General features: G+C 60.1%; 11 protein-coding genes. 4 read left to right on the top strand and 7 right to left on the bottom strand.

All coding sequences use genetic code 11. The features are described 5' to 3' along the window. Positions 1 to 162: 162 nt before the first annotated feature. The gene (locus FFM81_RS04110; RefSeq protein ID WP_003566136.1) at positions 163 to 2,481 is read left to right on the top strand and encodes a membrane-bound PQQ-dependent dehydrogenase, glucose/quinate/shikimate family; all 2,319 of its coding nucleotides are present in this window, start codon (positions 163 to 165) and stop codon (positions 2,479 to 2,481) included. Between the two features lie 56 nt (positions 2,482 to 2,537). Further along, complete coding sequence (locus tag FFM81_RS04105; protein ID WP_138384893.1) at positions 2,538 to 4,334, top strand: adenylate/guanylate cyclase domain-containing protein; 1,797 nt, start codon at positions 2,538 to 2,540, stop codon at positions 4,332 to 4,334. A 128-nt stretch (positions 4,335 to 4,462) separates the two neighbouring features. Here FFM81_RS04105 and FFM81_RS04100 read toward each other — a convergent pair whose 3' ends face one another. Both FFM81_RS04100 and FFM81_RS04095 read right to left on the bottom strand, forming a co-directional pair. Beyond that, positions 4,463 to 5,485: a DUF808 domain-containing protein gene (locus FFM81_RS04100; protein WP_138384892.1), complete on the bottom strand. Its 1,023-nt coding sequence runs from the start codon at positions 5,483 to 5,485 to the stop codon at positions 4,463 to 4,465. Positions 5,486 to 5,855: 370 nt separating this feature from the next. Then, entirely contained in the window at positions 5,856 to 6,119 is a 264-nt protein-coding gene (locus FFM81_RS04095; RefSeq protein ID WP_097533989.1) for a hypothetical protein, read from the bottom strand. Positions 6,120 to 6,581: 462 nt separating this feature from the next. On the opposite strand from FFM81_RS04095, the gene FFM81_RS04090 reads away from it, so the two are divergent. Further along, the gene (locus FFM81_RS04090) at positions 6,582 to 7,763 is read left to right on the top strand and encodes an alpha/beta hydrolase (protein WP_003566144.1); all 1,182 of its coding nucleotides are present in this window, start codon (positions 6,582 to 6,584) and stop codon (positions 7,761 to 7,763) included. 92 nt (positions 7,764 to 7,855) lie between these two features. Further along, on the top strand, positions 7,856 to 8,275 hold the full coding sequence (locus tag FFM81_RS04085; RefSeq protein WP_003566146.1) for a potassium channel family protein: 420 nt from the start codon (positions 7,856 to 7,858) through the stop codon (positions 8,273 to 8,275). 11 nt (positions 8,276 to 8,286) lie between these two features. On the opposite strand, the gene cax is transcribed toward FFM81_RS04085, so the two are convergent. The 5 genes from cax to potE all read right to left on the bottom strand — a co-directional run bounded on the left by cax (position 8,287) and on the right by potE (position 13,659). Further along, positions 8,287 to 9,432 (bottom strand): calcium/proton exchanger, encoded by a 1,146-nt coding sequence (cax, locus tag FFM81_RS04080; RefSeq protein WP_003566147.1) that lies wholly within the window; start codon positions 9,430 to 9,432, stop codon positions 8,287 to 8,289. Positions 9,433 to 9,572: 140 nt separating this feature from the next. Further along, positions 9,573 to 10,205 (bottom strand): response regulator transcription factor, encoded by a 633-nt coding sequence (locus FFM81_RS04075; RefSeq protein WP_138384891.1) that lies wholly within the window; start codon positions 10,203 to 10,205, stop codon positions 9,573 to 9,575. 122 nt (positions 10,206 to 10,327) lie between these two features. Beyond that, the gene (locus FFM81_RS04070) at positions 10,328 to 11,275 is read right to left on the bottom strand and encodes a hypothetical protein (protein ID WP_003566149.1); all 948 of its coding nucleotides are present in this window, start codon (positions 11,273 to 11,275) and stop codon (positions 10,328 to 10,330) included. 80 nt (positions 11,276 to 11,355) lie between these two features. Beyond that, positions 11,356 to 12,282 carry an amino acid ABC transporter substrate-binding protein gene (locus FFM81_RS04065; RefSeq protein WP_025416940.1) on the bottom strand — a complete coding sequence of 309 codons (927 nt, stop codon included), beginning with the start codon at positions 12,280 to 12,282 and terminating at the stop codon, positions 11,356 to 11,358. An 18-nt stretch (positions 12,283 to 12,300) separates the two neighbouring features. Continuing rightward, positions 12,301 to 13,659, bottom strand: coding sequence for a putrescine-ornithine antiporter (potE, locus tag FFM81_RS04060; protein ID WP_003566151.1), 1,359 nt, complete (start codon positions 13,657 to 13,659; stop codon positions 12,301 to 12,303).

Genomic DNA, 13,659 nt, shown 5'->3' with positions numbered 1-13,659 from the left:
GTCAGTGACCAGAGGTACATCAGCAACAAATTGAACGAGAGAGCGCCCTCTCCCGACGACCAGACAACTGACCATCAACCCAATGGCCCGTGCTTCCCCAGGCGCCATGCGGTGGTCGGAGTTGGACCAGGCGATCGGGCGGCGGATTTGGATGAGGAAACTATGAAATTTCTGGCCACCCTGTTTTTGATTGTTCTCGCCTTTATCGGATTGGGCCTGATGGGAGGCGGCGCCTTGCTGCTCGGCCTCGGCGGCTCGCCCTATTACGCCTTTGCCGGGCTTGCTTATCTGGCTGCCGCGCTTCTGCTGTGGCGCCGCCGGATGTCAGGCGCCCTCATCGTCCTGCTTGTCGCCGTTTTCACCCTTCCCTGGGCAGTTTGGGAGTCGGGTTTCAATTTCTGGGCGCTCTTTGCGCGTCTGATGTCTCCCATCGCGCTGGCGGGCTTTGCACTTCTCTTTGCGCCGTCGCTTTCGCCAACCGCCAACCGTAAGCTCTTCTATGGCGGCACTCTGCTTGCGGCCATTCTTTTCGCTGCAGGTTTCAGCCTTGCTTTCACACCGCACGGGCGGATCCACCCTTCCGCCGACATCCCCGCCTACGAAACCGCCAAGGGCGACAACTCGCCCTCCGACTGGGCATCCTACGGCCGCAGTACGGCCGGAGATCGCTACGCCCCATTCGATCAGATCAACCGCGGCAATGTTGCCAAGCTCGATCTTGCCTGGACATATCGCACCGGCAAAAGCGATGGCGCCGATCAAAACACGCCTCTGCAGATCGGCGATACGGTCTATACCTGCACGCCGACGGACGTAATCGCAGCGCTTGACGCAGATACGGGAAAACCGCGCTGGACCTTCGATCCCAAGGCGACGGCGCCGTACTGGCAGCGTTGCCGCGGCCTCGGTTATTATAAGATGCCACCGGAGGTCCAATCCGCCGACGGTCTTTGCAATGAGCGTCTGGTGCAGACGACGATCGATGCCCGCCTCCTGGAGATCGACAGCAAGACCGGCGCACCCTGCAAGGGCTTCGGAGACAATGGCACCGTTGAGCTTTCCCAGGGCATGGGTGAAGTCAAGTCAGGTTACTATTTCCAGACTTCGGCGCCGCTGATTGCCCGAAATCTGATCGTCATTGGAGGCTGGGTCATAGACAATCAGGAGGTTGGCGAACCCTCGGGCGTCATCCGCGCCTTCAATGTCATTACCGGCGAGCTCGAATGGGCATGGGATCTCGGCAATCCCGAAATCACCAAACTCCCGCCGGCGGGCCAGACCTATACTAGGGCCACGCCCAACATGTGGACGACGGCGGCATTCGACGACGAGCTCGGCCTCATCTATGCACCGCTCGGCAATACCACCCCGGATTATTACGGCGTCAATCGCCCTGATTTCGCCGATCAATACAATGCTACTTTGGTGGCGCTCGATGTCACGACGGGACGGGAGAAATGGAAGTTCCAGACCGTGCATCACGATATCTGGGACTATGACCTGCCGGCCCAGCCGGCTTTGATCGACCTGCCCGACGGCAACGGCGCCACCGTACCGGCACTACTGCAGACCACCAAGCGCGGGCAGCTTTTCCTGCTCAACCGCCAGACCGGCATACCGCTTGCCGAGGTTCAGGAGAAGCCGGTGCCGCAGCAAGGCGGCGCCCCCGAGGAGAAACTGTCTCCGACACAGCCCTATTCCGTCGGCATGCCGACCATCGGTGCGGACCGGGTGACGGAGCAGACGGCCTGGGGTCTGACGATGTTCGATCAGCTGGCATGCCGCATCGCCTTTCGGAAGATGCGCTACGACGGCGATTTCACCCCGATCGGCCCGCAATATGCGATTCAGCAGCCGGGCAACCTCGGCGGCCTCAATTGGGGGAGCGTGTCGGTCGACCTGCCCAACAAACGTGTCTTTATGAACGATATCCGCGTGCCCAGCCTTTTCGCGCTCATTCCGCGCCAGGACTACATCGATTTTGCCCTGACCACGACCGCACACGGCCCCTCCGCCCCACAACGCGGCACGCCCTACGGCATGGCCACCGAAATGTGGACGTCGAGGCTCCGCGTTCCCTGCACGCAGCCGCCCTTCGGGACCGTCACGGCAGTGGATCTGAACACCCGCAAAATTGCATGGCAGGTCCCGGCCGGGACCGCCGAACAACTCGGACCGTTCAAGATCAAAACCAATCTGCCGATGCCGATGGGCCTGCCGAGTTACGCAGGTACGTCGGCGACCGCCGGCGGCGTCGTCTTCTTTGCTGGCTTCCAGGACTATTACATCCGCGCTTACGACGCTGAGAACGGTGATGAGCTCTGGAAATATCCTCTGCCGGTCGGCTCGAGCGCCACGCCCATGACCTACGTCTCGCCGAAAACCGGCAAGCAATATGTCGTAATCTCGGTTGGCGGAGCGCCATATTCCAGGGACGATGGCGACTACGTGTTCGCCTTTTCTCTGAAAGACGAAGATTAGCGCCGCCGCCGTCACACTGTGCTATTTTGGTCCGATGAGGAACTGAGGCTACGAGCGTGACGCGAAAACTGGCGGCGATCCTGATCGCGGATGTGGTCGGCTACAGCCGGCTTGCCGGTGCGGACGAGGATCGCATCCTGGCGCGGCTGCGAACGCTGCGCAGCGATCTGGTTGATCCGACCATCGCCGTGCACAATGGCCGTGTCGTCAAGCGCACCGGAGATGGAAGCATCATCGAGTTTCGCAGCGTCGTCGACGCCGTGCGCTGCGCGATCGAGGTACAGACGGCCATGGTCGAGCGCAATATCGGCGTACCGCCTGAGCATCGCATCGAGTTCCGGGTCGGGATCCATCTGGGCGACGTGGTCGAGGAGAACGACGGCGATCTGATGGGCGACGGTGTCAACATCGCCGCGCGGTTGGAGGGAGTTGCCCAGCCCGGCGCCATCTGTCTCTCCGAAGATGCCTACCGCCAGGTAAGAGCGCGGCTTGATCTCGCCGTGACCGATCTCGGGCCAATCCAGCTCAAGAATATCGCCGAGCCGATGCGGGCCTATTCGCTTCAGGTCGGACCCATTTCGCAGCCGGCCCCGGCACGGCAACCGGGAGAGCAGCACGCGGCGAAACTGCCTTCGGCTGCGTCCGTTCCTGACAAGCCCTCCATCGCCGTACTGGCGTTCAACAACATGAGCGGCGACGCCGAACAGGAATATTTCTCCGACGGGATCAGCGAGGACATCATTACCGACCTCTCGAAGCTGTCCGAATTGCATGTGATCGCCCGCAATTCATCCTTCGTCTACAAGAACGTAACAGCCTCCGTGCCTGAGATGGCTAAGGCGCTTGGCGTCCGTTATGTCCTCGAAGGCAGCGTGCGCAAGGCCGGCAACCGCGTGCGTGTTACGGCGCAATTGATCGACGCGAGCAATGGCGGGCATATCTGGGCAAGCCGGTTCGATCGCGACCTTACCGACATTTTTGCCGTTCAGGATGAACTGACCCAGGAGATCGTCACAGCGCTCAAGCTGAACCTCACGCATGGCGACCAGAATCGCTTAGCCCAGGGGCGCGCAGTCGATGTCCGCGCATATGAGCTTCTGTTGCGTGGCCGCGAACAGGCGTCGGCCCATAGCCGGACGGGAAATTGTGCCGCCCGCAGCCTGGCGGCGGACGCGATCGCCATCGATCCCGGCTATGCGGCGGCGCAGGCACTGATTTCCTTCACCCATGTGCTCGACTACATCAACGCTTGGAGCACCGATCCCGAAGCTTCGCTACGGATCGGACTGGATCTGGCGCAGCAAGCTGTGGAAATGGCCGAGCAACAGCCCAACGGCCATTTCGCCCTGGGCATGGCCTGCATGTGGAACCGCGAATTGGACCGGGCGCGGGCGGAAGTGCTGCGCGGCCTCGCGCTCTCGCCGAACTCCGCCGCACTCCTGATGCTGATGGCCCATATCCAGATATTCTCCGGCGATCCCGCAACTGCGCTTAAAACGCTCGACGCATCGATGCGGCTTGATCCGCACTATCCCGAGGTGCTGTTCCAATTTCTCGCCGACGCGCACTTTTCTCTCGGTGACTATGGGCAAGCAATCATCGCGATCGAGCAGCGGCTTCAGCAAAACGCTCAGTCGGAAACGGCCTATGCTCTGCTCGCGTCATGTTACGGCCATCTCGGCCGTAAAGAGGAGGGCCAACAGGCGTGGGAGAAGGCGCTCCAGATCAATCCCAATTTCTCCGTCGAGCGCCGCCGCCGCGTCCTTCCATTCCGCAACCCCGAGGATTTTGAGCGCCGCGTTGAAGGGCTGCGCAAGGCGGGAGTGACGGTCCCGGATGTCCGTCAATGCTAACAGCAACTGCGGCTCGGACCCCGAGAGCATGATTTCAGCGGCGCAAAGGCCGCTGTGATGCTGTAAATGGGCTGATGCGTCACCATCGAGCCGACCGATCATCGCAGCCCGTAGATTAGCCGCAACATTCATTTTTTCCCGTCCGCCAGCGCCTCTTTCCGCCGGCGACGCGGCAGGAGTGATTTGAGGTACCGCCACGCTGGCGAGATAACGTAGCCTGCAACCGGAATTGTGACCAAGCCGGCGACAATACCGACGATGCCTGCTCCTGCGGCCTCGACGGCCCAGCGCAGCACGGACGCAAGAACGGGAACGGCATGGACGGCCACCTCCCCGGCACCATGGATCAGATGCGCAAGGCCGCCTACGCCATAGGCCTCGAGCCCGTGAACGATGATGCCGCCGCCGACCCAGATCATGGCAGCCGTTCCGACAATACCGAGTGCTTTCAGAAAATAAGGCATGCCAGTGACCAGCCCTCGTCCGATCACGCGCAAGAACGGGCCCATCGGAGGCATCGCCTGCCCACGCGCCATCATCAGGCCCAGATCATCGGCCTTCACGATCAGCGCCACGCCACCATAGACCATGGCCGTTATACCCAGCCCAACAACAGCAAGGATGAAGGTCTGAGAGAATATGCTGCCTGACGGCACAGCGGCGAGCGTAATCGCCATGATTTCGGCCGACAGGATGAAATCGGTCTTGATCGCACCGGCGACCTTCTGGTCTTCGAGCGATTGCGCATCCAGGCTTGTCGCCTCGAGTGCCGATTCATGGGCATGGGCTGCATGCGGCAGCACCAGTGCGTAGACTTTTTCCACGCCCTCGTAGCAGAGAAAAAGCCCGCCGATCATCAGCAGCGGTGTGATCGCCTGCGGTGCAACAAGGCTGAGAATAAGCGCCGCGGGAAGCAGGATCAGAAGCTTGTTCTTCAGTGAACCCACCGCGATCTTGCCGATGATCGGCAATTCGCGTGCTGCCGAAAATCCGGTGACGTAGCGGGGTGTAACTGCCGCATCGTCGATGACGACGCCTGCCGCTTTCGCGCCTGCCTTGGCTGCTTGGCCGGCAATATCGTCAAGCGAGGCCGCAGCCACCTTTGCCAGGGCGGCGATATCATCAAGAAGGGCGATCAAGCCAACGCTCATTCGAGCCTCCATTGAAAAGACAGATAGTTACACAAAAAGGAATGGAAAACTCGACATCGAAGCGACACGTGGCATCCTCCCGGGAAGATGCCATGCACAAATCGTGACGGCAATGGCGGTTTCGACCGGCGTCGGGTTCACCCCACTCTTATCGGAGCGCACAGACGCCCGCCAATCGCCTCGGAAAACAGGCTCCCCTCGCATCGACTCGGATGGACAACCGGCAAGCTGCTGATCTTTGATTGCTGGGCCTGATTACCGAGACTAGCAATTATTCCACTGAGCCGACGCCGCTCGTCCAGACGAACTCCGATCGCGAGCGTTTCACCGCAATCACGGATGCTTGCCCTTTCCATAAAAGACGGTGTCGTCACGGAACTCCCCATTTAATCCTGTGCACATAGACTTCCACTTCAGCTTCAATGTCGCTGCAGAGCTGTTTATATTCCGCGATCAGTTTGCTGTTGCTCTCCAAGTTGAAGCTGAAGCGTTCGAGTGCGGTGGTGGCAAGCTCATACGACTCAAAAAGGTCGTCGATCGCATCGTTCGAAAGGAGCCGCAACTGCTCGCGCAAAGCTGGCAGCTTGAGCATAAGTTTCTTCCGTCCCCCCTCTTTGTTGCGGATGGAGTGCATGCCGTCCTCATCTTACGCCGTTGCAACATATATCAGATACGTAATGGGATCTGCCGCAGATCGTTCCACACCGCCTCATTTTCTGGGTTCGGATGCGGTAGTCGCGGTGGAATTGCGGTGGAAAATCGTGTCGATCCCGGCCGGAAAGTACTCGCCCCTCATGACGGTGGCTGCAATAGTCTCGCGGGAACCAATCAAACGGTTTGCAGAACCCTCCAGGCCGGGCCGGTCCCCATTCCGATCCGGCGGGGCTGCTGGGCGCCGGCATAGATGTTACGCGATGCTACAGGCCTTTGGAGTTTGCCGATGCTAGCTTAGCGACGGCGTCGGCGGTCAGTGAGGCTTGTCACGCCAAGATGCAGATTTGGAAACGAGGGGGTATCGGCCCGCGTGAAATTACTCGGTATACGTCCTCCAGGGGTTTATTGCAGGAACAGGTGCGGCCTCTTGCTGGCTCTGCTCATGCTGACGAGCTGTGGCCACCAGACCGGTGTCATGACGCCACTCGCGGCCACGGCGTCGACGCCTCCTACTGCAAAGGTCGACATGCTGGTCGCCACGACCCGCCAACCGTCCGGCGATCCGGCGACGCTTTTTAACGGTGAGCGAAGTGCCAAGCCGCATTTGACCGAGGTATCCATCACCATACCGACCAATCGCAAGTCGGGAACGGTTCAGTGGCCCGAGCGTCTGCCGCCCAATCCGGCAACGGACTTCGCAGTCACCCGGGTGCAGCAAGTCTCGACGATCGCTGAAGGCCGGGCGTGGTTCAGGCAGCATCCGAAAGGCGGTCACGCGCTGGTCTTCATTCATGGTTTCAACAACACCTACGAGGATTCGGTCTTCCGCCTGGCGCAAATCGTCCATGACAGCGGAATGCAGGCAACGCCGGTGCTGTTTACCTGGCCATCGCGAGCCGAGGTCGTCGCCTACCAATACGACAGGGAAAGCACGAACTATTCACGCACCGCTTTGGAGCAGGCCCTGCGCACATTGGCGGGCGACCCGAACGTCAAGGACATAACCATCCTCGCCCACTCGATGGGAACGTGGCTGGCAATGGAATCCCTCCGCCAGATGGGGATCCGCGATGGTCACGTGAACGCGAAAATTCACAATGTCATCCTCGCCTCGCCCGATATCGACATCGATGTCTTCGCCAAACAATATGTCGAACTGGGTGCGCCACGGCCGAAATTCACGATCTTCATGTCCCAGGACGACAAGGCGCTGGCCGTCTCGCGGTTCATCAGCGGGCGTGTCTCCCGCCTCGGAGCGATCGACCCGACGGCGGAACCCTATCGTACAAAGCTGGAGAAGGCGGGCATCACGGCGATCGATCTGACAAAGGTCAAGGCGAAGGATAGCCTCAACCACGGCAAGTTCGCCGAGAGCCCGGAGATCGTTCAATTGATCGGCCAGCGTCTGATGACCGGGCAGCCGCTGACGGATTCAAAAGTGACCCTTGGGCAAGGGATTACCGCCGTCGTCGGAGGCACGGTATCCACAATTGGCACTGTTGCGGCCTCTGCGGTCGCCGCGCCGGCAGTCATCGTCGAGCAGCCGTTGAACCGGAACAGGCGACCAGCCGCAGCCGCGGATCGGCTTGACGACAACCTGAAGCCCCAGCCGCTGACACAATAGCCGAGTCTGTCGCAGCTTCGTCTTTTCGGGGAGGGCCGTATTTTACGGTAAACTACTTCCTGCCGGCCTATGGAGCGGAGGAGTTATCGGCATTGTTTCACTTCGTATTCGGCAGCAGCCTCATCGCCGCCACCGTTGCTATTCAAGCAGCATCCATGTCCGCTGGTCTCAAGGTCTTTCGGCATCTGGAAGAGACCCGTCCCGAATTTCTGTCGAAACGGCCGACTACGATCACCGTGGTATGGGTCATCTATCTGATGATTCCGATCATGATCGATGTCTGCCTTTGGGCGGTATTTTACTCGGCGATAGAGGCTCTGCCGAGCTTCGAGGACGCCATGTATTTTTCGACCGTTACATTCACCACAGTCGGTTATGGCGATATTGTCTTGGCAAAGGAATGGCGCCAGGTCGCCACTTTCGAAGCGGTCAATGGCTGGATCATATTCGGATGGGCGACCGCTCTGATGATGGCAATCATTCAGCGCCTGTACTTCCGTTCAGGCACGTGAGGGATAAACCTTCAGGACGGCAAAGCAGGCGGCAAAAGAAACAGCGTAAGCCCGAAAATCGCATAGACGGCCAACGCCATGACGCCCATATACCAGACACCGCGACCGCCATTGGACAGGAAGGTCGCCGCCATGGTGGCGATGAGCATCATGGTGACCGCGCCGGGCCAGAATTGCAGTGACATCGGTTCCGGCCCGATGAAATAGCTGACGATGACGAGGATCGGTGCGACGAAGAGCGCGATCTGTGCGGCACTTCCCAACGCGATGCCGACACTGAGATCGAGGCGGTTGGCGCGCGCTGCCGAAAACGCGGTTGTCATTTCCGCCGCTCCCCCGACCAGCGCCACGACAATGAAGCCGACGAACGCCGGCGTCATGCCGAGGCGGTCGGCCGCTCCCTGAACCGAGCCGACGAAGATTTCACTGATCAGCGCGACGAAAAGCGTGACGACGACAAGGATGACGACGCTGACGGTGATCGGCCAGGAACCGTGATTCTCCTCGGCATGGCTGACGCTTGCAAACAATTCGCGGTGCGTTTTCAGGGAAAACACCATTCCCATCGCATAGACGGCGATGAGCAGCACAGCCAGACCCAGGCTCAGTTTCTGCGAAACGACGGACGTTTGATCCACATCGCTGATGATCGACGGCACCATGATGGCGACAGTCGCCAGGAATAACAGGCAGGCCTGGAAGCGCGCATTGACGCGGTTGAATTCCTGCACATGATGCTTCAGCCCTCCGAAGAGAAATGCACCTCCCAGCATGAACAGGGTGTTTGTGACGATGGCGCCGGCAAGTGATGCCTTGACCAGCAGATACTGGCCGGCCTGCAAGGCAGCCAGCGAGATCACCAGCTCGGTCAGGTTTCCCAAAGTGGCATTCAGCAAGCCTCCGACCGCATCGCCCGTCCGCGCGGAGACCGCCTCGGTTGCGCGACTTAAAAGCATCGCCAGCGGCACGATCGCACAGACCGACATGGCAAAAAGAAGCGTATGCGCTTGAGGAGAGGTCTGCTCCAGCAGAATGACGATCGGAACGAACACGATAAGCACCAGCAGCGGCGCTTGCCGAATCTCGGTCACTGCAGCCCTGGTTATCGCAGAGATGCGCGATGGCGCGATCGCGTTCCTCTCCTCGAGGTTACGCATGGCAATCTCCGTCTCTCCTGCCCATTTGGACAAGCATACCGACAGCACCGCCTTCGCGCATTGATCCCAGTCAAGTGCTTGGCTTCGTGCAGGAAAGAAGAGCGTGTCGGGCTCGGTATCCCAAGGCGGCGCTTTCGATTTCAGCCGGCGGACCGCAGCCAGGCATTGCCTGAAGGCCTGAGTGGGATCACCATCTTCATCAGTTGAGGGAGATTGCGAGCCTTCATCTTTGCCATGACATTTGGACGATGGACTTCGACGGTGCGGGCGCTGATGCCGAGTTCAAAAGCAATCTGCTTGTTTTGAAGCCCATCGACGATCCCGGTCAGCACCTGCTGCTCGCGCTGGGTCAATTGGTGAATACGCGCCAGCACGACATCGTCCCGCTGTTCCTCCGATATCTCCGAATGCGCTATCGCTTCCTTGATCGCGGCAATGAGGACATCTTCCTTGAAAGGTTTTTCAATGAAGTCGACGGCGCCCGCTTTCATTGCCTGAACTGCCAGTGCGATATCGCCGTCGCCGCTGATAACGATAGCCGGTATGCCGTTGTGATGCGCCTTCAGACATTCCAGCAGTTCCAGGCCATCAATCCCTTGCATCCTGAGTTCGGTGAGCAGGCAGCATTTTCCTTCCGAAAGAGGCTGATCCAGAAACGCAGTCGCCGACGTGTGTGTACGCACCGCAAAGCCGGCGCAGACGAGCAGGAAGGTCAGAGACTTTCTGAACTCCTCCTCATCGTCGACGATGTGTACGGTGATGTCGTTTTGCATGAACCCTCGCCCGTAGCGCATTCGACCAGGGGCGGCCTGAACAAATGCCCCAGCCAAACACTAGCATTGTCAGGCTGCAAGCGCCTGTAGCATCACGTAAGCTCTTGCGATGGGGGTTGACGCTACTGCCGGCTCGATATCGCGTCGGCGATCTGCCGGGCGATTTCTTCCTGGACGTCGAGAAGACTTCGGTCCTGAAAGGTTCTGTCATAAGCGCCTGTCCAGGTCACCGTTCCGTTGGCGCGATCGACCAGCCGGATTTGGACATGCAGCCTGGAACCTTCAGTTCCCAGGCTTCCCTGCAGCGAAAGCTGCGGTTGGTTTGACGCCGCGATCTGCGTTTGCGGACCGGCCGACTTGACGATGACGGACTTGTTCTTCGTCAACTGCGCGATCACCTCATCGGTCAGCCCCCGGGCAATGTCTGCATCGCCGTTCCCACGACCTGTTCCGACCAGAGGCTCCACGAGGATTTCAGCTTTCACTTGGTCTCCCTTGGAGGAGACCGGGGCGCCGGAGGGGATGGAGGAGCCGAAAAGCCCTTCGAGCGGCCGTATCAGAGAGAGGATCGCCATCAGGCCGAGAACAAGCGGCACGCCAATCGGCAGGAGAAGGTCCCGATAGGCAAATGACTGCTTCTGTTGTGCCGCCGGCGCCTCGTGCAACTGATTGCTCTTTGGCGCGGAACGGCTTCCTGGTGAGATGGCCGACTGATTTACGATGAAGTTCGGTACGTATCGGCCCTTGGGGATGGTGATCTGGATAGGATCGCCTCGCCCGACCACCAGATAATAGCGCTCCAGAGCCCGGCGAATACGCCCGGCCTCGATGCGAACGACCGGATCGTTTTGCGCATCGAAGGACGCATCCCGGCCGAAAACCGCCTGGGCAATCGCGTAGGCTTTCAGGTTTGTCTCTCGTCCCGCCAGGGTTTCATCGACGATATAGGCCAGAAACCGCCGGCTCCGATCCGGAGCCTGAAATTCCACGCTCGATAGGATGCGATCAAGCTGCGCACGGACCCTTGCGGGTTCAGCTATCGGATCGCCTTGCCCGCCTTGCGAGCCCATCGCGCCCTCCCGTGAATACGCCGTTTGACCTCACCGGTGCTCGATGCCGACGCTTGTGGTTTGGCAGCCTGTGCTTTGTGCTATTCCGGCAATGCAGTCTGGCGGAAGAAAGTCTCGATCGGCTCGTCCGGCGGGCCAAACCAGGTCGTGAAGAACGCCCGGAATTCCGGGGCGGCATAGGTCAGGCTGAGTGCCCGATCGACGCTGAGCCTGAAGTCCTCATCGCCCCTGGCCAACTCGAGCCCCAGCGGCTGGAAAGTAAAATGTCGCTTCAGGACGATGAGGTTGCCGGAATCATCGCTGCGTGCCGCAGCGTCCATCAGCAGCGACATATCGCCGAACAGCACCGCCGAACTGCCGTCACGAACGCGGTCGACGCCCTGCTGGTAGTTGTTGACCGGCACCGTCGTTGCGGCCAGCTGAAATGTCTCGATCCTGTCGGAGAGCCACCGTTCACTGGTGGTCCCGGCAATCGCCGAAAAAGTCTTGTGCTCAAGGATGGTGCGCGCTGGAGAGCCACGCCAGATCGGCCGGCTCGACGGCTGCCCGTATTCCAGGACCTCGCGCAAGGCCAGAGGCGCACTGGCTCTCAGCAGCGCGCCCGTGCCGCTCGGAAAAATCGGCAGCGAGAACGAAACCTCCTGCCTGCGGCTGATCGTCACCGGCTCAGCCGCGCAGACGAGATCCACTACGCCGTCCTGTATGGCCCGCGGCCGGGCATCGTTGCCGAGAGGAATCCATTCTATGTTCAACTGCGAGAGTTTCAGCTCCGCCCTCACGCTGTCGGCAATCTTGTTGCAAAGCGCGACCGCATAACCATCGGGCGCACCTTGGTCCGACTTGAACGAAAACGGCCTTGCATCGGGGTCATAACCGAGCTTCAGCGAACTGCTGCTGCGGATACGGTCCAGCGTCTGTGCCGCAGCTGGGGTAAAGGCGCCCGTCGCCAGCGCACCGATGAAGATGGAGGCGGCAATCGCTGTTAACCGCCCTTTGCTGATTGACATGGTTCTTCCTCCCCTGCGCTATTCTGCCGGCGCGCGGTTCGCGCCGCTTGTAAAGCGCGGCGCGATCAGGCCGTAAATGATGAAACCGATACCCGTGACCAGCATGCCGCCAAGCACGGCGTCCTTGCCGGAGGCGTAGATTGCGAACACGCTGTAGAGCATGCCGACAAGCGCAATGACGGCATTAAGCCGGTATTTCGCCTGCGGCACGCGCGCCGCCTTCATGATGACGAAGAGTGAGGACAGCGCGATGATGTATGGCAGCACATTGGTGACGACCGCGAGGTTGACGAGAGCGGAAAACTGTTCGCTGAGGGTCGGCGATATCGTCATCAGCGCCAGGCCCGTCTGCACGACGCCGAGGATGATCATACCCTGGACCGGCGCGCCCATCTCGTTCACCCGTGAAAACACGGTAGGGAACATCCGCTCTTCCGCAGCCGTCCGCGCGGTTTGTGCGATAGTGAACTGCCACCCGAGCAGCGAACCCAGGCAGGCAAGCACGGCAAGCGCCATGATGATCGAACCGATCGTCGGATTGAACATCGTGGCATAGGCGAGCGCGAACGGACCAGTTGATGCGGCGAGATCGGCATTCGGCACGATGCCTTGAATGACCGTCGTCGACAGGATGTAGATGACGGCGGCCCCAAGCGTGCCGAACATGCAGGCGAGCGGCACATCTCGTTTCGGGTTCTCGACGGCATCCGAATTCTGCGCAGCCGACTCCATACCGAGGAAGGCCCAGAGGGTCAGGGAAATGCTCGATCCCATCCCCTGCCCGAGCGACAGTCCCTGCGGATTCCAGGCGGCGGCAAAGGTGCTGGAACTGAACCAGAGCCATCCGATGATCGACAGCAGTCCGACCGGCAGGATAACGCCCCATACCGTGACCGAGCCGATGCGCCCCGTGATGCGCGGACCGCCGAAATTGGCGGCGGTCGTCAGCCAGAGAAGAATGATCAAGGCCACGCAGGTCATAACAGGCGTCGAGGTCAGCGCCGGGAAAAAACCGGCGAGATAGCCGACGGCCGAAATCCCTATCGCAACATTGCCGATGGCGAGCGACAGAAAATACAGGAAGAACACCATGAAATAGCCGTCCTTCCCATAGGCGTCCTCGGCATAGGCGGACATGCCGCCGGGTCGCTGATTGAACAGCCCGGCTTGCGCGAACCCATACGCAATCGCCATCGAGCCGACGGCGGTCACAATCCAGGAGAGCAGCGAGATCGCCCCGACCTGCGCCATGTTGGCGGGCAGCATGATAATGCCCGATCCCATCATGTTGACGGCGACGATGAAGGTGAGCTGCACCAGGTTCATCTTCTTCTTGGCGGTGGTTTCGGTCGCGAGATGCATTGTATTGTCGGTCAT

It is taken from the genome of Rhizobium hidalgonense, from assembly GCF_005862185.2.
GTDB lineage: Bacteria > Pseudomonadota > Alphaproteobacteria > Rhizobiales > Rhizobiaceae > Rhizobium > Rhizobium hidalgonense.
This window is presented reverse-complemented; position numbering and strand designations above follow the sequence as displayed.